Annotated in this window: 19 protein-coding genes and 1 pseudogene; 12 read left to right on the forward strand and 8 right to left on the reverse strand. The window is 61.1% G+C overall.

The window, feature by feature from the left end; all coding sequences use genetic code 11:
* Together NW809_RS03275 and purL are read left to right on the forward strand one after the other, a co-directional pair.
* Positions 1-135 (forward strand): annotated as a pseudogene (locus NW809_RS03275) (IS630 family transposase); the annotation flags it as partial.
* Between the two features lie 671 nt (positions 136-806).
* Positions 807-3,107: a phosphoribosylformylglycinamidine synthase subunit PurL gene (gene purL / locus NW809_RS03280; RefSeq protein ID WP_414401520.1), complete on the forward strand. Its 2,301-nt coding sequence runs from the start codon at positions 807-809 to the stop codon at positions 3,105-3,107.
* A 66-nt stretch (positions 3,108-3,173) separates the two neighbouring features.
* Here the strand turns inward: purL and trxB are convergent, their stop codons facing one another.
* Positions 3,174-4,604 (reverse strand): thioredoxin-disulfide reductase, encoded by a 1,431-nt coding sequence (gene trxB / locus NW809_RS03285; protein ID WP_414401521.1) that lies wholly within the window; start codon positions 4,602-4,604, stop codon positions 3,174-3,176.
* 372 nt (positions 4,605-4,976) lie between these two features.
* Between trxB and glnA the strand changes: the two genes are divergently transcribed.
* The 4 genes from glnA to NW809_RS03305 all read left to right on the forward strand — a co-directional run bounded on the left by glnA (position 4,977) and on the right by NW809_RS03305 (position 10,270).
* Positions 4,977-6,401 (forward strand): type I glutamate--ammonia ligase, encoded by a 1,425-nt coding sequence (gene glnA / locus NW809_RS03290; protein ID WP_414346002.1) that lies wholly within the window; start codon positions 4,977-4,979, stop codon positions 6,399-6,401.
* A 126-nt stretch (positions 6,402-6,527) separates the two neighbouring features.
* Positions 6,528-7,238, forward strand: a complete 711-nt coding sequence (locus NW809_RS03295) for a hypothetical protein (protein ID WP_414401522.1) — start codon at positions 6,528-6,530, stop codon at positions 7,236-7,238.
* A 66-nt stretch (positions 7,239-7,304) separates the two neighbouring features.
* Positions 7,305-8,033, forward strand: a complete 729-nt coding sequence (locus NW809_RS03300; protein ID WP_099834908.1) for an SDR family oxidoreductase — start codon at positions 7,305-7,307, stop codon at positions 8,031-8,033.
* A gap of 179 nt (positions 8,034-8,212) precedes the next feature.
* Positions 8,213-10,270, forward strand: a complete 2,058-nt coding sequence (locus NW809_RS03305; protein WP_011430215.1) for a cation:proton antiporter — start codon at positions 8,213-8,215, stop codon at positions 10,268-10,270.
* Between the two features lie 92 nt (positions 10,271-10,362).
* Here NW809_RS03305 and NW809_RS03310 read toward each other — a convergent pair whose 3' ends face one another.
* The 3 genes from NW809_RS03310 to NW809_RS03320 all read right to left on the reverse strand — a co-directional run bounded on the left by NW809_RS03310 (position 10,363) and on the right by NW809_RS03320 (position 11,958).
* Positions 10,363-10,854, reverse strand: coding sequence for a hypothetical protein (locus NW809_RS03310; protein ID WP_011430216.1), 492 nt, complete (start codon positions 10,852-10,854; stop codon positions 10,363-10,365).
* 147 nt (positions 10,855-11,001) lie between these two features.
* Complete coding sequence (gene recR / locus NW809_RS03315; protein ID WP_011430217.1) at positions 11,002-11,601, reverse strand: recombination mediator RecR; 600 nt, start codon at positions 11,599-11,601, stop codon at positions 11,002-11,004.
* Between the two features lie 21 nt (positions 11,602-11,622).
* On the reverse strand, positions 11,623-11,958 hold the full coding sequence (locus NW809_RS03320) for a YbaB/EbfC family nucleoid-associated protein (RefSeq protein ID WP_011430218.1): 336 nt from the start codon (positions 11,956-11,958) through the stop codon (positions 11,623-11,625).
* Between the two features lie 167 nt (positions 11,959-12,125).
* On the opposite strand from NW809_RS03320, the gene NW809_RS03325 reads away from it, so the two are divergent.
* Genes NW809_RS03325 through NW809_RS03335 form a run of 3 tightly spaced genes read left to right on the forward strand, consistent with a single transcriptional unit; the run spans position 12,126 to position 15,803 of the window.
* Positions 12,126-13,022 (forward strand): carbohydrate ABC transporter permease, encoded by an 897-nt coding sequence (locus NW809_RS03325; protein ID WP_099812146.1) that lies wholly within the window; start codon positions 12,126-12,128, stop codon positions 13,020-13,022.
* A 36-nt stretch (positions 13,023-13,058) separates the two neighbouring features.
* Positions 13,059-14,567 carry a UbiD family decarboxylase gene (locus tag NW809_RS03330; RefSeq protein ID WP_099812145.1) on the forward strand — a complete coding sequence of 503 codons (1,509 nt, stop codon included), beginning with the start codon at positions 13,059-13,061 and terminating at the stop codon, positions 14,565-14,567.
* A gap of 21 nt (positions 14,568-14,588) precedes the next feature.
* The gene (locus NW809_RS03335; protein WP_011430221.1) at positions 14,589-15,803 is read left to right on the forward strand and encodes an SLC13 family permease; all 1,215 of its coding nucleotides are present in this window, start codon (positions 14,589-14,591) and stop codon (positions 15,801-15,803) included.
* Positions 15,804-15,819: 16 nt separating this feature from the next.
* Here NW809_RS03335 and NW809_RS03340 read toward each other — a convergent pair whose 3' ends face one another.
* Positions 15,820-16,062: a hypothetical protein gene (locus tag NW809_RS03340; RefSeq protein WP_041438297.1), complete on the reverse strand. Its 243-nt coding sequence runs from the start codon at positions 16,060-16,062 to the stop codon at positions 15,820-15,822.
* 319 nt (positions 16,063-16,381) lie between these two features.
* Here NW809_RS03340 and NW809_RS03345 point away from each other — a divergent pair, with 319 nt between their 5' ends.
* Together NW809_RS03345 and NW809_RS03350 are read left to right on the forward strand one after the other, a co-directional pair.
* On the forward strand, positions 16,382-16,669 hold the full coding sequence (locus NW809_RS03345) for a hypothetical protein (protein ID WP_011430225.1): 288 nt from the start codon (positions 16,382-16,384) through the stop codon (positions 16,667-16,669).
* 161 nt (positions 16,670-16,830) lie between these two features.
* On the forward strand, positions 16,831-17,142 hold the full coding sequence (locus tag NW809_RS03350) for a hypothetical protein (RefSeq protein ID WP_011430227.1): 312 nt from the start codon (positions 16,831-16,833) through the stop codon (positions 17,140-17,142).
* A 3-nt stretch (positions 17,143-17,145) separates the two neighbouring features.
* Here NW809_RS03350 and NW809_RS03355 read toward each other — a convergent pair whose 3' ends face one another.
* On the reverse strand, positions 17,146-17,322 hold the full coding sequence (locus tag NW809_RS03355; RefSeq protein ID WP_414401523.1) for a hypothetical protein: 177 nt from the start codon (positions 17,320-17,322) through the stop codon (positions 17,146-17,148).
* 306 nt (positions 17,323-17,628) lie between these two features.
* Between NW809_RS03355 and NW809_RS03360 the strand changes: the two genes are divergently transcribed.
* Entirely contained in the window at positions 17,629-18,429 is an 801-nt protein-coding gene (locus NW809_RS03360) for a DnaJ domain-containing protein (RefSeq protein WP_099812143.1), read from the forward strand.
* Here the strand turns inward: NW809_RS03360 and NW809_RS03365 are convergent.
* Positions 18,426-19,157 (reverse strand): chorismate pyruvate-lyase family protein, encoded by a 732-nt coding sequence (locus tag NW809_RS03365; protein ID WP_240530396.1) that lies wholly within the window; start codon positions 19,155-19,157, stop codon positions 18,426-18,428. The genes NW809_RS03360 and NW809_RS03365 overlap by 4 nt on opposite strands.
* 21 nt (positions 19,158-19,178) lie before the next feature.
* A partial coding sequence (locus tag NW809_RS03370; protein WP_414401524.1) for an AbrB family transcriptional regulator occupies positions 19,179-19,435 on the reverse strand: 257 nt, incomplete at its 5' end.

Below are 19,435 nucleotides of genomic sequence, written 5' to 3' on the forward strand. Positions count from 1 at the left end.
TTGAAGCATTTTATTCGGCAGCTTTGCAGAATTGGGAAATATAGCATGGAGCAGATAGTGAAGACTTCTTTACTACTAATCAATCCATCCTCCTTCCGAAGTTGGTTTGCTAAGTGCTGCTATTGTACCCCTTGAGCCCTTAACAGGCTGTAACGGTAGCAGTCTTGATCGTAAAACCGTCGGGCAAAGGACGGTGCTGGATCAGCTTAACCGGCCCAATTTTGGGCAGATGGATAAACTTCCCTCGAATGCAGTCCTGCTTCATTTGGGGGAAGGTAAAGGAGCGGTACCGCCCAACACCCTTAAATCTCGGCCTTCCTGCCCGCTTGCCGTTGGAGTCACCTTTGATCCATCTATCAAAGGCCCTTTGTACCCGCCGTATGCAGTCTTGGAGCACCTGGGAATAAATCTCTCGGTATTCAGGAAACAAAGCCTTGGTATTGGGCAAGTCCCGCTGCTGCGAGTACAAGTCGGGCTGCTCCTTCAACTCAGGCAGATGACAGACCGTTAAGGAGCAAGCATGGATACCGCAGCGATTTTGCTCCCACCAGCGGAAGCGCTCCGCCAAGCAATAGTTGTACTGTTTACGCAACAACTCCAGCCACTCACCCATTAGGGCGACTTAGCTAGAAGTAGGGCGCAAGCGGTACTGGTAGGCAATTCGCACATGAGATTACGATATCTGTTCATGAGTGTCTTCGCCATTCATCCCGACCCTGACCGGCCCCCCAGTCCCCCCGTGTACGGGGGGATATAGGGGGGTACAGGGCAGGCCTTCCTGGCGAATTAGGTAAACCTTGAACGCTATGACCTCCGCTTCTGCCCCGCCAGACCTGAAAGCCCACGGCCTTTCCCCAGAGGAATACCGCCAGATCCAGCAGCAACTGGGCCGGGATCCCAACCCCACCGAGCTGGCCATGTTTGGGGTGATGTGGTCGGAGCACTGCTGCTACAAGAACTCCCGCCCTCTGCTAAAGCACTTTCCCACCACGGGCGAGCGGGTGGTGGTGGGGCCGGGGGAAAATGCCGGCGTGGTGGATCTGGGGGATGGGGACTGGCTGGCCTTTAAGATCGAGTCCCACAACCATCCTTCCGCCGTGGAACCCTTCCAGGGGGCGGCCACCGGGGTGGGGGGCATCCTGCGGGATATCTTTACCCTGGGCGCCCGCCCCATTGCGCTGTTGAACTCTTTGCGCTTTGGGCCGCTCACGGATCCCCGCAACCGCCGCCTCATGGCCAGGGTGGTGGAGGGGATCGCCCACTACGGCAACTGCGTGGGGGTGCCCACGGTGGGGGGGGAAGTGGCGGTGGATCCCTGCTACAGCGGCAACCCCCTGGTCAACGTCATGGCCCTGGGCCTGCTGGAGACGCCGGCGGTGGTGAAGTCGGCAGCGCGGGGAGTGGGCAACCCGATCTTGTACGTCGGCGCCACCACCGGCCGGGACGGGATCCGCGGGGCCAGCTTTGCCAGCGCCGAGCTCAAGGAGGACGCGCAGCAGGATCGGCCGGCGGTGCAGGTGGGGGATCCCTTTCTGGGCAAATGTCTCATCGAGGCCTGCCTGGAGGCCTTTGCCACGGGAGCGGTGGTGGCGGCCCAGGACATGGGGGCAGCCGGGATCACCTGCTCCACCGCAGAGATGGCCGCCAAAGGAGGGGTGGGGATCCGCTTTGACCTCGACCGCGTGCCGGCGCGGGAAAGCGGCATGGCGGCTTGGGAATACTTGCTCTCGGAGTCCCAGGAGCGGATGCTGCTGGTGGTGCAAAAAGGCCGCGAGGCGGAGGTAATGGAGATCTTCCATCGCTGGGGCCTGCAGGCCAGCGTGGCCGGAGAAGTCATTGCCGAGCCGCTGGTGGAGATCTGGCACCAGGGATCCTGCGTGGTGAGGGTGCCGGCGCGGGCCTTGGCGGAGGATACTCCTGTTTACGTCCGCCCCCTGTTGCCAGAGCCGCCGGAGTATGTGCAAGCGGCATGGCAATGGGATCCCGCCACTCTACCCCCCTGCGATCGCGAAGGGATTCACCTAGGTCAGGCAACGCTGGCCTGGCAAGAGGTGCTGCTGCAGCTTTTGGCCCGCCCCACCCTGGCCAGCAAAGCCTGGATCTACCGCCAGTATGACCACCAGGTGCAAAACAACACCGTCCTTTGGCCGGGACAGGGAGATGCGGCAGTCATCCGCATCCGCTCCCAAAAATTTGGCGTGGGCGAGGTGCCCCCTCTGCAGGCTGCCCGCAAAGCCATTGCCGCCACCCTAGATGGCAATGGCCGCTGGGTGTATTTGGATCCCTACGAGGGGGCCAAGGCCGCCGTGGCCGAAGCCGCCCGCAACCTCTCCTGCGTGGGGGCGGATCCCCTAGCCATAACCGACAACCTCAACTTCGGCAGCCCGGAAAACCCAGTGGTGTACTGGCAGTTGGCCCTGGCCTGTCGGGGGATTGCCGAGGCCTGCCGCGCCCTGGGCACGCCGGTTACGGGGGGGAACGTCTCCCTCTACAACGAGAAGGGATCCCAGGCCATCTACCCCACCCCCGTCATCGGCATGGTGGGCCTCATTCCGGACTTGAAATTCATCTGTGGCCAGGGGTGGCAGCAAGAAGGGGATCTCGTCTACCTCTTGGGATCCCAGGCCGTCACCAGCCTGGGCGGCAGCGAGTATTTGGCGGCAATCTACAACAAGGTCACGGGTCGTCCTGCCCCCGTGGATCTGGAGCTGGAAAAGCGCGTGCAAGGGGCCTGCCGCCACGGCATCCGCCAGGGGTGGGTGCGCTCCGCCCACGACTGCAGCGAGGGAGGGCTGGCGGTGGCCTTGGCAGAAGCCTGCCTGAGTGGGGGCCGCGGCGCCAGCGTCTCCCTAGCTCCTGGATCTCTGCGCTGGGATCAGGCCCTCTTTGGCGAGGGATCCAGCCGCATCCTCGTTTCTGTGGACCCGGCCCAGCGCTCTCCTTGGGAAGCCTACTTAGAGTCGCAGCTCCCCGGCCAGTGGCAGCTTCTAGGACAGGTGGGCGGGCCTGCGGATCCGTTGGTGTTGACAACGGCAGAAGGGGATCCCCTGTTGTCAGTCTCTTTGGCCGCCCTGCAGGGTGCCTACTACAGCGCCTTTGCCGACTAGCCGCCTAGCTCCCCTCTCCCTCAGGGAGAGGGGCTGGGAGAGGGGCCGGGGGTGAGGGGGACTACCTCAAGCTGATTTTGCCTCAGACAAATTGGACTGGATCACCTCCCGGTAGTGGGACTTGGGCTTGACACCCACCACCTGAGCCACCAGCTCCTTGTTTTTGAAAAACTGCACCGTCGGCGTGCAGGTGACCCCCCCTGCCTCGGCGATCTCCGGGTCTTTCTCGATGTCGATCTCCACCACATGCAGCTTGTCGGCAAACTCTTCGATGACCTTGTTCAAGATCAGCTTGAGGGCATGACAAGGGGCACAGGTGGGGGCGGTGTACTTGACCATCAGCAGGCGATCGCTTTCGTGGTAGAGCCGCCGCAGGGCATAGCTCCCCTCGTGGCAGGTCTGGCTGAAGTCGAGGTCATCTTGCACCTCCTGCTCAAAACTGGCCTCCTCAACAGCCGAGTCTCCCTCCGGCTCTACCTCGACAGCAGAGGCAGAAGCGGGCTCAAGATGGCTTTGAGGGACGACGTGATACTCCTGTGCCAGGCCGTGTTCGGAGAGCCAGCGCTCCGCCAGCATGGCCGCCATACAGCCGGTGCCGGCAGCGGTGATGGCCTGGCGAAACTCGTGATCCTGCACATCCCCGGCGGCAAACACGCCCTCTACACTGGTGGCTACAGATCCTGGGCGGGTGACAATGTAGCCCACTTCATCCAGTTCCAGTTGCCCTTTGAACAAGTCGGTGTTGGGCTTGTGGCCGATGGCGTAGAACAGGCCGCCCACTACCATCTCCCGGATCTCGCCCGTCTGGTTGTTGCGCACCTTCACCCCCGTCAGGCGCAGGCCGTCGCCCAGAACCTCCACCGCCTCCGTGTGCCAGTGGACGGTAATCTTGGGGTGGTTGAGCACCCGGTCTTGCATGGCCTTGCTGGCCCGCATCTTGCCACTGCGCACCAGCATGTGGATATGGGATCCAAACTTGGTCAGGTAGGTGGCCTCCTCACAGGCGGTATCGCCGCCGCCAATGACCACCAGCTCCACCCCCCTAAACATGGGCATGGCCCCATCGCAGACGGCGCAGGCCGACATGCCCCGGTTCCAGTAGATCTCCTCTCCGGGCAAGTGCAGGCGCTTGGCCGTGGCCCCGGTGGCAATAATCAGGCTGTGGGTGCGCACTTCCCGTTCGTCAGAGCGAACCACAAAAGGCCGCTGGCTCAGATCCACAAAGGTGACGTCCTCGGGGTAAAGCTCTGCCCCCCACCGCTGCGCCTGGGCACGCATGTTTTTCATCAGTTGGGGGCCACTGATGCCCTCGGGAAAACCCGGAAAGTTCTCCACCTCGGTGGTGGTCATCAACTGCCCGCCCGGGATCCCGCCCACCTGAAACCCCTCAAACACAACCGGCTTCAGGTTGGCACGCCCGGCATAAATGGCCGCCGTAAACCCAGCAGGGCCAGAACCAATAATCACCACGTTCTCAACCCGACTTTGCTCTGTCATCCGATGTCGCTCCTTGCTGTTGCTGAAAACTAAACCAAACTCATAACGACTACGTTTTAGTCTAACACGAGCTGGTACCCTCGGCGAGGCTGGAGCTTGTTAGTCCCATTTTCGCTTTCCTCTAGCTAGGGGGACAGGGTTTTGTCTCTGTCTGGAGGACAACAGGGCAGAAACGCCTGGCTGAGAGGCGCGATGGCCAACCTCTGGAGCAGAAGGCCAAAGCCAGGGCAATTTCGTATCAGAAACTACAAAATGCTGAGTTCGGCCTTTCTAGGATGGGTGAGCGCTTTTGGCCCATTCAAGTCGAAGCGTGGGGATCCCGTCTACCTTTGATTACCCCAGTCTCAACCGCAACCCAATCAGGAGAGAGTAATGGCATCCACGCCCCAAGATGTGCTTCAGATGATCCAGGACAACGATGTCCAGATGGTGGATCTCAAGTTTGTGGACATCTTCGGCACCTGGCAGCATGTCTCCTTCCACCCCTCGATGATCACTGAAGAAACCTTCCGCGAGGGAATCCCTTTCGACGGATCCAGCATTCGGGGTTGGAAAGCGATCAACGAGTCGGACATGTACATGGTGCCGGATCCCAAGACGGCCTGGATCGACCCCTTTTTCCAAGTGCCCACCCTCAGCCTCATCTGCAACATCATCGAGCCGCGCACTGGCCAGCCCTACAGCCGTTGTCCGCGGAGCCTGGCGGCGCGGGCGGTTGCCTATCTGCAGTCTACCGGCATTGCCGACACGGCTTACTTTGGCCCAGAGGCAGAGTTTTTCATTTTTGAAGATGTGCGGTTTGACCAAACCCAAAATGCCGGCTACTACTTCGTAGATTCGATTGAGGGCCGCTGGAACTCAGGCCGGGAGGAAAAAGGCGGCAACCTCGGTTACAAGCCGCGCTACAAAGAAGGTTATTTCCCCGTCCCGCCTACCGATGCTCATCAAGACCTCCGCACCGAGATGCTGCTGACGATGGCCAAGTTGGGGGTGCCTATCGAGAAGCACCACCACGAGGTGGCTACCGGCGGGCAAGGGGAGCTGGGCTACCGCTTTGCCGATCTGATCACGGCTGCCGACTACATGATGATTTACAAGTACGTGATCCGGAACGTGGCCCGCAAGCACGGCAAGACGGTGACGTTCATGCCCAAGCCCCTCTTCAATGACAACGGCAGCGGCATGCACACGCACCAGTCCCTCTGGAAAGACGGTCAGCCCCTGTTCTACCAAGAGGGCAACTATGCCGATCTCAGCGAAACGGCTCTCTACTACATCGGCGGCCTGCTCAAGCACGCCCCGGCCATCCTGGCCTTCACCAATCCCACCACCAACTCCTACAAGCGCTTGGTGCCCGGGTTTGAGGCGCCGGTAAACCTGGCCTACTCGCAGGGCAACCGCTCGGCTTCCATTCGCATTCCGGTCACGGGCAAAAATCCCAAGGCCAAGCGGCTGGAGTTTCGCTGCCCCGATGCCACCTGCAACCCCTACATCGCCTTCTCGGCCATGTTGATGGCCGGCTTGGACGGGATCAAGAACAAGATCCACCCCGGCGAGCCCCTGGACAAAGACATCTACGATCTAGAGCCAGACGAGCTGGCCAAGATCCCCTCCACGCCCGGATCCCTGCTGGATGCTCTGGAAAACCTGCAGAAGGATCACGCTTTCTTGTTGGAGGGAGGTGTCTTTACCGAAGATCTCATCGAGGCCTACATCGAGTACAAAATTGACAACGAGATCAACCCCATCAACCTGCGGCCTCACCCCTACGAGTTCGCGCTCTATTTCGACGCCTGATTCTCATCTAAACCATTAGTTCTCGGCCAAGGCTTTTGAACGGGATCCCTTCTTGCTGGAGGGATCCCTTTTTTTGGTATTCTGGGCGTGAGCGCCGAAGTCTAAAGGTTGGAGGGAGGGTTTGCAATGGAATGGCTTTATTTTTGTTCTGTTCTCGTTCTTATCGGCCTTCTGGCGCTTGTTGTCGTCTATCTAGCTGACTATCTAGAGAAGAAGCGTCGGGAAGCTTTGGAGCAGGTGGCCAGGAGCCTGGGCATGTCGTTTTCAGCAGAGCTACCCGAAGGGATCCGCTCCCGCTTGCTTCAGGCAGGCTTTAAACTATTTGAACAAGGCTACGATCGACGTTTCTACAACTCAATGTCCAAGCGGCTAATCGATGGAACTGAGATCGGTGCCTTTGACTATCAGTATAGGTACCCCAGCGGCAGGGGCAAGAGTCCCAGGATTGTCTGGGGCAAGAGTCGCGGCACTCATTGCCAGTCTGTTTTCTGGGCCTATTGCAAAGATCTACGGCTACCTCATTTTCGGCTACATCCGAATATTCCCCTGTTTCATGACATTGCCAAAGCCTTTGGCATGCAAGATATCAACTTCGAGGGCCACCCTCGGTTTTCCCGCAGCTACCTTTTGCGCGGAGAAGATGAGGCCAAGATTCGCCTGCGCTTCCATCCTAGGTTTCTTAGCTTCTTGGAGCAGCATCCTCCTTGTTGCGCTGAGGGATCCGGGCCGCAGCTTATTGTTTGGCGGGACGACCAACAGGTGAGTCCAGAAAAAATGGCAGACTGGCTGCGCTTTGGGGAAGAATGGGTGCAGCGACTGCGGCTGCGTCGCGTTTAACTCTCTGGATCGTCCCTCAAGGCCACTCCCTGGGTATGATGAGAGGAAGAGTTTAAAAAACGTAACGTGTCTTCCTCATTGTCCCAGGCGGTTGTTCTCATTACAGGGGCCACAGGGGGCATTGGCAGCGCCCTTGTGCCTCTCCTGGCCCAGGCCGGAGCCCATCTGGTGCTGGCGGCGCGGCGAGAGGATCCCTTGCGCACGCTGGCGGAGAAAGCGATGTCCCTGGGGGCTGCCTCCGGGCTGGGGATCCCTGCCGATGTGACGGATTACGCTCAGGCGGAGGCCCTGGTCAACCAGACCCTCCAAAGGCACGGGCGGATCGACGTGGTGATCAACTTGGCCGGAGCCGGGATCCTCAAGCCTGCCCAGCACATTACCCCTGTTGAGCTGGAGCGGATGCTGGCGGTCAACCTCAAGGGCAGCTTCTACACCAGCCAACTGGCGGCCAACGCCATGCGGGAGCAAAAATCCGGCCACATCCTCAACTTCCCCGGCATTCTGGGCCGCCACCCCATGGCCATGGCCTCTGCCTACTGTGCTGCCAAGTTTGGCGTGGTCGGTTTTACCAAGTGCATGGCTGACGAGCTGAAGCGCTTTGGGGTACGCTTTACTCTGTTTTACTTTGGCGGCATCGACTCCCCCTTCTGGGATCCCATCAGCCTCAAGGTGCAGCGGGACAAAATGCTCAGCCCTGCCACGGCTGCCGAGGCGATTCGCTTTGTCCTGACGATGCCTGCCAATGCCGTGCCCAACGAGGTGGTGTTGCAGCCGGAAAGCCACCAGTTTCTCTAAGGCTTGCCGAGTTCTGGAAGAAATCCCTGCTGCAGGATCCAGAGCTGGCACAAGTCGGTATTGCCAGCGGGAACTTCCCCAGGCAAGAGAGGGTGGGTTGGGGCTGGCCAGATCTCCTTGCGGCCCTTTGGGCAGATTGCCTCCATAATCAGGAAGACGTCCAGCCGGGGGCCTAGCCGATGGAGGCCATACGCTCACTTGTGCAAGAGGAGCCCATCCTCTCCTTTGCTCTGTTGCTGGGGGTGATCCTGGTGGTGCCGCCGCTATTTGAGCGGCTGCGCCTGCCGGGGTTGGTGGGCCTTTTGGTGGCGGGGATCGCCCTGGGTCCTCAGGGACTGAACCTGTTGACTTCAGAGCTGCCGACGGTGCAGTTGCTCTCGGAGATCGGCGTGGTCTATTTGCTGTTTGTGGCCGGGCTGGAGATCGACCTGGAGCAATTTCGGCAGACCCGCAACCGCTCTGCCACCTTTGGCTTGTTGACCTTTGCCATTCCCCTAACCGTGGGCACCGCCATTGGGCGGCTGTTTGGCTTTGGCTGGAACGCGGCCATCCTGCTGGGATCCCTGTTTGCCTCCCACACCCCCCTGGGCTACCCCATCGTCAGCCGCTACGGTCTGGTGAAAAACGAGGCGGTGCTGGTCACCATCGGCGGCACCATCTTCACCGACATTGCCGCGCTGCTGGTCTTGGCGGTCTGTGTCGGCATCCACGGCGGCGAGTTTTCCCTCTGGAGCTTGGTGCGGCTGCTGGGATCCCTGCTGCTGTATGCGGCTGCTGTGCTGTTTGGGGTGGACTGGCTGGGGCAGCGGTTTTTTCGGGTCACCGGCAGCGAAGAGGGCAACCAATTTTTGTTTGTGCTGCTGGCTCTGTTTGTGGCGGCTCTGGGGGCGCAGTGGATTGGGGTAGAGAAGATCATCGGCGCCTTTCTGGCGGGGCTGGCCGTGAACGATGTGCTGCGGGAGGGCTCTGTCAAAGAAAAGATCGTCTTTGTCGGCAGCATCTTGTTCATCCCCGTCTTCTTTGTGGATATAGGGCTGTTGCTTGATCTACGCGCTTTTTTGCAGACCCTTAGCTCCCTTTGGCTGCTGTTGAGTATCCTGCTGGGGCTGGGCCTCAGCAAGTACGCTGCTGCCCAACTCTGTCAGTGGCTCTACCGCTACACCCCGACCCAAAAGCTGATGATGTGGTCGCTCTCCTTGCCCCAGGTGGCGGCTACCTTGGCGGCAACCCTGGTGGGGTACCGCGTGGGGTTGCTCAATGCAGACGTGCTCAACAGCGTGGTGGTGTTGATGTTGGTAACGGCCACCCTGGGCCCAATTTTGACCAGTCGGGCGGCCACGCAAATGGCTATGGAGGAGGAACAGAGTCGGTTCCCATCTCCACCAGGAGTCGCTCCCGCCTCCGCAGCGCCGCCTCCCCAGCCCTACGTGGTCGTGGTGCCGCTGGCCAATCCCGAAACCGAGGAAAACCTGCTGGAGATGGCCTGCCTCCTGGCCAAGCAGGAGGGCGGGCGGGTGGTTCCCCTCTCGGTGGCGACCGGCCACCTGCACATGGACTCTCCCTTGCTGCAAACTTCCCTGGAGCACGGAGACCACCTCCTCAAGCGGGCGACGGAGTTTTGTCGGCCCTTTGGGGTGGAGGTCACCCCTCTCTGCCGCATCGACAGCCACGTGGCCCAGGGGATCAGCCACGCCAGCCGTGAGCAGAACGCCAGCCTCATCGTCATGGGCTGGAGCGATCCCACCCGCTTACAGGCCCGCCTCTTTGGCAGCGTCATCAACAGCGTCCTCTGGGCTGCCCATTGCCCAGTTGCCGTAGCACGCCTGCTCCATCCCCCCCACAAGCTGCGGCGGATCCTGGTGGTGCTGGAAAACTTTCGCTCGCAGACGGCTCGGGCGGTGCGCCTAGCCCAGATCTTGGCCGCCGCCAGCCAGGGAGAAGTTACCTTGCTTCACATCTGCTTCGCCAGCACCCCCGAAAGCGATCGCCAGTGGCTGGAGGCGCAGCTTTTATCCCTAGCCCAACAGCCAGACTTGGGCTACCCCGTCCAGGTCAAGGTCTTGGCCAGTGACGAGGTCGTCAAAACCCTCTTGCAGGAGGCCCAAGGATTTGACCTGGTGGTGCTGCCCTCTTTTCGTCGGCGCAACCCCAGCGGGAGCCTATCCTTCAGCGACACGACCACTCGCCTCCTAGAACGCCTCACCTGCTCTCTGATCATGCTCGGAGAGCCACTGTAAACTGCTCTTCCAAGGGTAGGCCCTGAGGTGGGACTCGATGTATTTGCCTAGTTTCGGCAACAGGGATGTGGTAGCGATAGCTGCTAGCGGGCTTAGAAATGCTGATGGGTGTGGGGGTGCTGCTTGATGTTGTCGGCATCCCTCACTTCCATTGCCGCATTGAGAATCCGCCGCGGCTCAGCGCTGAAATGGAGCTTGAACACCCCCCTCTCTGGCGTGCAGACCTGGTGCAGAGGGATGTGACGAAATTGGGGCTTGCTGCGGTACGTACGGGCCGCCGCTTGTAGCCGCTCCACAAAATCTTCTCCCAGCACCACCCCTGGCGGGAAAACATCGGCGGGCAAAGTCGGGATCCCGTTGTCGACAACTTCTGCGTAAGTAGTGGCGTAGAGAAGGCAGTAGGAAGTGCTGCGGCGCTCTTGGGCCAGGCAATCCAGGGCGGCGGCGGGAACCGGCTCGGCCACCAACACCTCCCTGAGGCGACCGTCCTCATCCCGTTGGAAGCAAGAGGCCACTCCCAGAACTACATAGTCCAGCCCCTGGACGGTGCCTGAGCTGAGGTGAGTTTGTGCCGTATCCGCCATCGCTGCCCTCTCCGCGTTGCTGGTTGAACTTTCTTGACCTCAGGTAAGTGCCGGGATCCCATGACAAGACCCGTGGTCCTCACCTTAGCAACAACTTCAGGGTTGGACACCTTGCTCTGGGCAAGCCCAGCCCGCAGTTACCTGGGCCTAAAACTCCTGCCGCGCTTCTAGGGCACGGGCCAGGGTAACCTCGTCGGCATACTCCAACTCGGATCCCATGGGCAGGCCAAAGGCCAGACGGGTCATGCGCAGGCCGGGGGCAACCGGCTTCAGGTAATCTTTAACCACGTGCATAGTGACCTCCCCCTCCACGCTAGGGCTGAGGGCGAAGATCAGCTCTTGGGGCTTCTCCCGCGCCACCCGGGCCACCAGCTCGCGGATGCGCAACTGCTCGGCCCCGATCCCGTTCATGGGCGAGATCAGACCCCCCAAAACGTGGTAAAGGCCCTTGAACTCGCGGGTGCGCTCCATGGCGATGAGATCCTTGACATCGGCCACTACGCACCAGGTCGACGGATCCCTCTGCGGCGAGCGACAGATCTCGCAGGGATCCTCCGCCGACCAGTTAAAACAGATGGAGCAATGCTTAACGGTTTGCTTAGCCTCCAGCAGGGCTTTGGCCAGGGCCTCGACCTCGCCAGCAGGCCGGTTGAGCAAGTGCAAGGCCAGGCGCTGAGCTGTTTTGGAGCCAATGCCGGGCAGGCGCTGCAGCTCCTCGATCAGGCGAGCCAAAGGGCGAGTGTACATAGGAAGCCAGGCTGGCCGGGATCAGCCCAACCCCAACCCCGGCAGGCTGATGTTTCCGGTCAGCTCCTCCATGCGCTTGCGCATCGTCTCGGCGGACTGAGTGTAGGCGTTCACCATCGCCGTCAGGAGCAAGTCCTCCACCACATCCACCGGCTCCTGGAGCACTTGGGGATCCAGAGAGACCTTGAGGGGCTCCTGGTTGCCGTTCACTGTCACCTTCACTAGCCCATTGCCGGCCTCGCCGACGATCTCCATTTCTTCTAGCTCTTTTTGCAGCCTTTGAGCGCCGTCGCGCACCTCTTGGGCCTTCTTGAGGGCTTCTTGGATTTTGCCGAAGGGACCAAAGCCTCGGGTCATGGGATCCTCTTCTAGACACTGCTGTTCTACTCTACCCCTTTCCTCTTGTCGGTAAAAGTACCCGCCAAGCTGGAAACCCAGGTCAGATCGGCCTTTTTAGCCTGGGGTTAACCCTGACGAATTATCCTCAACAGAGAGGGCAAAAGCGTCCCCTGCCTGGAGGTGTCATGGCTCAACTGTTGCAGGATCCGCAGTCGCTAGCCGCCCAGCCCAGCCCCGTGCGCCAAAAGGCTTCTCCCTTGTCCTGGCGGCGCTGGATCCCGGAGCGCTGGTATGTTCACCTAGGCCTGTGGCTGGCCTGTTTGGCGCTGGGGTTTCCGGTGCTGTATGCGCTGATCGTGAGCACCCAAAACAATGCCGAGGTATTTCGCTATCAATTGACCTTTGGCTCCTCGTTGGCCTTTAACTGGCAGCAGGTGATGGTGGCGCGTCACCTAGGCCATTACATGGTCAACAGCGCCATCGTGGCCACGGCCATCACGGTGGGCAAAACGGTTTTGTCACTATTGGCGGGGCTGGCCTTTGTCTACTTTCGCTTTCCGGGCAAGGGGCTGGCCTTCGGCTTTGTGCTCATTACCCTGATGATGCCCACAGAAATTCTGATCATCGCTCTGCTGCGGCTGGTCACCAACCTGGGCTGGGGATCCACCTACTACGCCCTGATCGTGCCCTTTCTGGCCAGCGCCACCTCGACGTTTTTGTTTCGCCAACATTTTTCCAACATCCCCCGCGAGCTGGCGGAGGCGGCTCAACTGGACGGGGCCAACCCGCTGCAGTTTCTCACCCAGGTGCTGATCCCCCTGAGCTGGAACGCCATCGGAGCCCAGGCGGTGATTCACTTCGTCTACGCTTGGAATATGTACCTGTGGCCCCGCTTGATCGTGCAAGGCCGGGAGCGGCAGGTGGTGCAGGTGGGGCTGCAATCCCTGCTCAACCTGGATAGTTCCGCCTCCTATGGCCCCATGATGCTGGGGGCGATCATCGCCAGTATTCCGCCGCTGGTGGTGTTCATTGCCCTGCAAAAGCCTTTCATGAGCGGCCTGGCCCTCAGCCGCGACAAGTAAGTTAGCGAGATCCTCATCCCCGCGAGTGCTCCCTTCATGCCCAGAGATCTGCGCCGTTTCATCGCCCTGCTGGAGTCCCGTGGCCAGCTTCGCCGCATTTCAGCAGAAGTAGATCCCGACCTGGAAATTGCCGAGATCGCCGATCGCCTCTTGGCCTGCGGGGGGCCGGCGCTGCTGTTTGAGCGGGTGAAGGGATCCTCGATGCCCCTGCTGATCAACGTTTTGGGCACGGTGGAGCGCATCTGCTGGGCGCTGGGGATGGAGCAGCCGCGGGAGCTGGAGGAGCTGGGGAAAAAACTGGCCTTGCTCTACCAGCCGCGCCCGCCCAAAAATTTTGCCCAGGCCCTGGAGCTGGGGCAGGCGCTGTTCCGAGTCTTCCAAGCTCGACCCAGCCGGGATCTCTTCCCCCCCTGTCAGCAGGTGGTGCTGCTGGGTGAGGCGGTGGATCTCACCCAACTGCCCCTGCTGCGGGTCTATCCCGGCGATGCCGGGCGGGTGCTGACCTTGGGGCTGATGGTTACCAAAGACCCGGAAAATGGCATTCCCAATGTGGGGGTGTACCGCCTGCAGCTCCAGAGCCGCAACACGATGACGGTGCAGTGGCTGTCGGTGCGGGGGGCCACCCGGCATTTGCGCAAGGCGGCGGCCCTGGGCCGGAAGCTGGAAGTGGCAGTGGCCATCGGGGTGGATCCCGCCGTGATCCTGGCGGCGGCTACGCCCCTGCCGGTGGATCTGTCGGAGTGGCTGTTTGCCGGCCTCTACGCCGGCGAAGGGTTACACCTGGCCCGCTGCAAGACGGTGGATCTGGAGGTGCCGGCCCACGCCGAGATTGTTCTGGAGGGCACCATCACGCCAGGGGAGGTGGCCCCCGACGGCCCTGCCGGGGATCACATCGGCTACTACGGCCCTCGCAACGAGCAAGCTCCGCTCATCCGCTTCCACTGCCTCACCCACCGCCGCGATCCCATCTACCTCACCACCTTCAGCGGCAAGCCTCCCAAAGAAAACGACATGATGGCGCTGGCCCTGAACCGCATTTACACCCCCATTCTGCGGCAGCAGGTGCCGGAGATCGTGGATTTCTTTTTGCCCATGGAGGGCTTGGGCTACAAGGTGGCGATTCTGTCCATCGACAAGGCCTATCCCGGCCAGGCGCGGCGGGCGGCCCTGGCTTTTTGGAGCGCCTTGCCCCAGTTTAGCTACACCAAGTTCGTCATCGTGGTGGACAAGGACATCAATGTGCGGGATCCGCGGCAGGTGCTCTGGTGCCTGTGTTCGCGGGTGGATCCGCAGCGGGATGTGTTTATTCTGCCGGACAACCCCTTTGACGCCCTGGACTTTGCCACCGAAAAACGGGGTCTGGGGGGCAAGATGGGGATCGATGCCACCACCAAGATCCCCCCGGAAACCGACACCCCCTGGCGGCAACCGCTTGCCCCGGATCCGCAAGTGGCCCGTCTGGTGGATCGCCGCTGGGCGGAATACGGCCTGGCGGATCTGGACTTGCAGCCGGCGGATCCGCGCCTATTTGGCTACGAGTTCTAGGGGTGGCTAAGAGGCTGGCAGGTGCAACAAGCGCTGTCTTGGCTGGTGCTGCTCCTGAGCTATGTCGGGCTGGGGCTGGGATCCCTGCCCAGGCTGCGCATGAACCGGGCCACGATTGCCCTGGCGGGATCCGCTTTGCTGATTGCCCTAGGAACAGTGCCGCTGCTGGAGGCTTGGGCAGCCATCGACGCGACCACGATTGTCTTTCTCCTCAGCATGATGGTGGTGAACGCCAGCTTGTCCCAGGGCGGCGCCTTCCAGCTAGCTTTGCTGGGCCTGATTCGGGTTAGCCGCAGTCCCTTTGGCCTTTTGCTCATGCTGGTGTTCGGCAGCGGGCTGCTCTCGGCCTTTCTCCTCAACGATACCCTGGCACTGGTGTTTACCCCCCTCACGTTGCAGGTGACAGCCGTGCTGGGGCTGAACCCTATTCCTTACCTCTTGGGCTTGGCGGCGGCCACCAACCTAGGGTCTGTAGCCACCCTGAGCGGCAACCCGCAGAACATCCTCATCGGCTCCTTCTCCGGGATCGGCTACCTGGAGTTTGCCGCCCAGATGACCCCGATTGCCGTGGTGGGGCTGCTGTTGGAGGTGGGGCTGCTGTGGCTCTACTACCCCGAGGTGCGCTCGCTGCAGCCCTTCGCCCAGGTGCCTTGGACGCCGCTGCGCCTCTATCCCCCCCTGTTGCGCAAGAGCGTGGCCATTACAGCGGGCCTGTTTGGGGCCTTTGTGGCCGGCCTGCCCCTAGCGGAGTCGGCCCTGGTGGCGGCGGCCTTGCTGCTGATTACCCGCCGGCTGAAGCCGGAGCGGTTTTTGGGGCAGGTGGACTGGAACTTGCTGGTGATGTTCTCCGGGCTGTTTATCCTGACACGGGCAACCCGAGAGCTGCTGGCCGGCTGGGGAACGAGTCTGGGGCCCTGGGCGGAGCAGGTGGCGGGATCCCCGTTGGCGCTGCTGGCCGCTGTCGCCCTCTTGTCCAACCTCATCTCCAACGTGCCGGCGGTGCTGCTGCTGCAGTCGCTGCTCCCGCTGCAGGGAAAGACGGCCTGGCTGTTGCTGTCTGCCGGCTCTACGCTGGCCGGTAACTTGACTCTGTTTGGGGCAGTGGCCAATTTAATTACCGTCGAAGCGGCAGCTAGAAAGGGGTATGTGTTAACGTTCGGGGAACATCTCCGCTTTGGCCTGCCCCTGACGCTGCTTACCCTTGGGTTTAGCGGTCTGTGGCTGGGTCAGCCCTGAGCCTTGCCGGGAGCCCTCACTGGGCACTAAGGGCGGCCAAAAGCTCATCTGCCAACAACACTGCCGTGTAGACCAAAGCCTGTCGCTGCTCAGGCGAGAGATTGCCAATGGCAGTTTGGGGATTGCTGAGCATGCCCTGCAACACCCTGCTGGCCACGTATTCCCGTTTGGAAACGCCGGGGCTAGAGATGGTGGGGTTATCCAGGGAAAACTTCTGGTGGTGCTCGAAGGGAAAGGCATATTCAGAAGCTACCGGCATGGCTCCACTCCAAACCTGGACTCTACGCTGCGCTTGGCCTATTTTCGCATTGTCCCTTGCGGGGAAGCTCCAAAAACAGATGCGCCGTACGCCTATTTGCTTCACCTGAACCGCGTGCGGCATCCCGGCTCCAAAGAGCTTGCCCGCCGCCTGGAGCAGGCGGCCAGGGAGCCCTCCAGTTGTTACCCTGGGGCTCCGGCAGGGGCAGCAGCGTTAGCGACAGGATTGGGCATTCCCAAAAAGATGCAGGAAAATCAGGAGAAGTTGAGCCGGGATCCCAGACCCACCGGCTCTCCATCTCGTTTGCTGAGGAAACCCGATGCACGACCTGGACAGTTTGCCAGAACCGGTAGCCGATGCCCTAATCAAAAGCCTGCTTACAGATGTGGAGCGGCTGATCAACCAGCACGGTTTGTCGGAGGTTTTGGTGGGGTTGGCCATGTATTGCAATGTGCAGTTCAAGGCCAAGTTCAATAAACCCAACCGCACCGAAAAGGATGAGGAGCTGGGATTTTACTTCCGCGACGCCGCCAAAGCTCTGGAGGTAGCGGCCAGCCTCACCTATCGCACCATCGATCGCTCTCGGCCCACCTCGCCTGGCACCTAGACTTTAGGGATCCCTTTTCAACCCTCACCCCCGGCCCCTCTCCCAGCCCTCACCCCCGACCCCTCTCCCAAAGGGAGAGGGGAGTTGGCGAGCGCTCCGGGGTGGCAAGGGATCCCCCTGAGTTTTTATGCTGGTGGGCGAAAGTTGCAGTGAGGCCGCGCGTGAGAGTTGTCTGGGAACGCAGCATTTACGGGGGCAATGGCCGGGTGCCCTGCATCGTCTGCGGTGGATGGGCCGCCCCTATCCCAAAAAAGGGGCAGCAGGTGTTGCTGGCGGTGGTCTATAACGACCGCGGCCAAATCTACGGCGAGATCTGCCGCAGTTGCCTCAGCCTGGGGCCCAAGGGCATCAAAGAGTATCTACGAGAGCGGATTGCCCGCCTGCGCAGGCAACTGCAAGACCTAGAGGAGCTGGAACGAGGAGAGGTGCAGTTGCCCACCCTGGAGCAGGAGCTGAGCGCCTACTTGGATTAACCGCTATACCTTCTGCTCGACCGAAACCTGCAGCCAGCAGCCCAGCTCGGTGGCCAGCCATTGCAACTCCGGATCGTGCAAGTTCTTCAGCTCGTACTTGCAAACGCCCGCCCAGATGTTCAACTGTGGGCCCACCTCTACCCGATCCCCATCGCAATCGCGTCGGGTATGGCGCGGCATCAGCTCCAGCCGGTGAGGAGATCCCGCGCCAGGCGGGTGGGTCTGCCGCTGCACCTGCTCAGCCGCCGCTCCGGTCGATGCCGCTGCTGCCAGGGTGGGCGCTCTGAGACCATATCCCCTCGCTTCTGGGGCTTCTAAACAGGGATCCCTTGAGAAAGTTGTTCTGGATCCCAGAATCATCCCTGGAAAGCCTGTCCGCAAGCCCCCACGCATGGGCCAGCAGCTTTCCCGAAACGGGGAGGATATGCTGGGCGACAGAGAGGGATCCCCACTTGCCGAGGCGATGGTTTTCTAGCTGAGTCTTCCATGTCTACTCCGTCTGTTTTCCCCACCTACTACCAACAGTTGGGGCTTTCTCCCCAAGCCAGCCTGGAGGAGATCAAAGCCGTCTACCGCCGGCGGGTGCGCGAGATTCATCCGGATCGTCTGCCTGCCGATCTCCCCGAGGGGTTGCGGCAATTGGCCCAGCGAGAGTTTCTTCAGCTCCAACAGGCCTACCGCGTCCTCAGCGACAGCCGGCAGCGCCGGGCCTACGATCTCAGCCTCCAGCCTTCTCCTTTGCCGGTGCCGCAGCCGACCGTGGCCCCTGCCGGTTGGCTGGCCCTCTTGAGCGCTGTCTTGAGCGGAGCTGCTCTCTGTTTGGCAAGCTTGGCCCTTTGGAATGCTCGCATCCCGGCCCAAGGTTTGGATGTGGCCGGCAAAACGGCTGTTGTTGGCGCCCCTCAGTTGTCCGGCAACGCGGATCCCTCCCTGGCCACCGTCCCCCAGACATCCGAGACGGGCAACGCCTCGGAAAGGAGGATCTCGGCCCCAGCCGCCCCTTCTGAAGACTTCTTGAAGCCTTCCCCAGAGCAGGTCGACCGCTTCGCCCGCGCTCTGCTGGCGGTGCAGCCCCTTCTGGCGGCCACCCAAACTCGCCTGCAGCAGGCCAAGGGCAGCGAGGAACGTCGGCAAATTGAACAACAGTTTGAAACCGCAGCCGCCAAGATCATCGCCGCCCATCAACTGACCCCAGAGGACTATCACCGCATCTCTGCCAGCGCCCAGTCGGATCCGGGTGTGGCAGCCGCAGTCACCGCAGCCGTGCGCCGCTGGATGTCGCCCTAGCCCGACAAGACCCTGGCCTGTAGGCGGGAAGAAAAAACTTCGTAAATAACAGTCAAAGGCTGGCCTCGGTGCAGCAAAAGATAATGCCTAGCCCAAAAAGGGCCGCGACAGTTGAGCAGCCGGGCAACTGGCTCGGCTTCGCCATAGTAGAGGCGACGCACTTCGCGAAAGGTCTCCAGTTTTTCTTGGATCAGATTTTGGCCAATGGGCAAATCGGGATGGGGCAAGTATTGGGCCAGATGGTCGGAGTTCCACCAAGAGGTGGCATAGAGCAAGGGCTGCTGAGAGGTTGCTCCACACAGCCAAACCCGCCGCCGCAGCAAGGGGGATCCCAGCCGCGCCAGATCCTTGGTCAGCCGTTGCATGGACTGGGGGGCGGCGCTCTGCTCTGCCAGCAGCTCGACCCGGCCCGTGTCGAGCAGATGGGCCTGAATCGGCTCTTGGGTCAAGGCAGCCAGAGTGCGGGTGGTCAAGCCATCCCCCAAAAGCAGCAAGCGCAACACAGGATCCACCTGCACCAACTCAGGCTGTAGCGGATCTGCCTCCCCCTGCCAATACAGTTGCAGGGGCCACCAATCGCCTTGGCCAGAGGAGACGTTAGAACAGAGGGCAGCGCTCCAAGGGGATCCCGCAGCGTCGCCATGGCAGGTGAGTGAAGAAGGGAAAAGTTCCAAGGCGGAGGTTGAGTTGTTAAGTTCTGTATCGCTCCTTAGTCTAGCCCACCCCATGTCTCTGCTCTAGGGATGTTCCTAGCTGGTGCCCGGCTGGATCAGCAGCCGTACCAGCCAGGGGACGACCACGATGACGCTGATCAGGCGGGCCAGGTGCATGACCACCACCGTGCTGGCTTGCGCCCCCATGTCCAGGGCTATCAGGCTCATGTCCGAAATGCCTCCCGGAGCGGTGCCCAAGATGGCGGTCAGGCGCTCGATCCCCAGCCAACGGGAGATCAAGTACCCCGACAAAACTCCCGTGCCCACCGCAATCACCGTACAGAGCAGGGCCG

The organism is Synechococcus sp. WC101 (genome assembly GCF_047461555.1).
Taxonomy (GTDB): Bacteria; Cyanobacteriota; Cyanobacteriia; order Thermostichales; family Thermostichaceae; genus Thermostichus.

Excerpts from the sequence above, each read along its gene's own strand:
- NW809_RS03310 (WP_011430216.1), bottom strand. The coding sequence starts at position 10,854 with ATGGCGGATACGGCACAAACTCACCTCAGCTCAGGCACCGTCCAGGGG.
- glnA (WP_414346002.1), top strand. The coding sequence starts at position 4,977 with ATGGCATCCACGCCCCAAGATGTGCTTCAGATGATCCAGGACAACGAT.
- NW809_RS03320 (WP_011430218.1), bottom strand. The coding sequence starts at position 11,958 with ATGACCCGAGGCTTTGGTCCCTTCGGCAAAATCCAAGAAGCCCTCAAG.
- trxB (WP_414401521.1), bottom strand. The coding sequence starts at position 4,604 with ATGACAGAGCAAAGTCGGGTTGAGAACGTGGTGATTATTGGTTCTGGC.
- purL (WP_414401520.1), top strand. The coding sequence starts at position 807 with ATGACCTCCGCTTCTGCCCCGCCAGACCTGAAAGCCCACGGCCTTTCC.
- NW809_RS03330 (WP_099812145.1), top strand. The coding sequence starts at position 13,059 with ATGCCCAGAGATCTGCGCCGTTTCATCGCCCTGCTGGAGTCCCGTGGC.
- NW809_RS03325 (WP_099812146.1), top strand. The coding sequence starts at position 12,126 with ATGGCTCAACTGTTGCAGGATCCGCAGTCGCTAGCCGCCCAGCCCAGC.
- NW809_RS03345 (WP_011430225.1), top strand. The coding sequence starts at position 16,382 with ATGCACGACCTGGACAGTTTGCCAGAACCGGTAGCCGATGCCCTAATC.
- NW809_RS03365 (WP_240530396.1), bottom strand. The coding sequence starts at position 19,157 with ATGGGGTGGGCTAGACTAAGGAGCGATACAGAACTTAACAACTCAACC.
- NW809_RS03360 (WP_099812143.1), top strand. The coding sequence starts at position 17,629 with ATGTCTACTCCGTCTGTTTTCCCCACCTACTACCAACAGTTGGGGCTT.
- NW809_RS03355 (WP_414401523.1), bottom strand. The coding sequence starts at position 17,322 with ATGCCGCGCCATACCCGACGCGATTGCGATGGGGATCGGGTAGAGGTG.
- recR (WP_011430217.1), bottom strand. The coding sequence starts at position 11,601 with ATGTACACTCGCCCTTTGGCTCGCCTGATCGAGGAGCTGCAGCGCCTG.
- NW809_RS03305 (WP_011430215.1), top strand. The coding sequence starts at position 8,213 with ATGGAGGCCATACGCTCACTTGTGCAAGAGGAGCCCATCCTCTCCTTT.
- NW809_RS03295 (WP_414401522.1), top strand. The coding sequence starts at position 6,528 with ATGGAATGGCTTTATTTTTGTTCTGTTCTCGTTCTTATCGGCCTTCTG.
- NW809_RS03340 (WP_041438297.1), bottom strand. The coding sequence starts at position 16,062 with ATGCCGGTAGCTTCTGAATATGCCTTTCCCTTCGAGCACCACCAGAAG.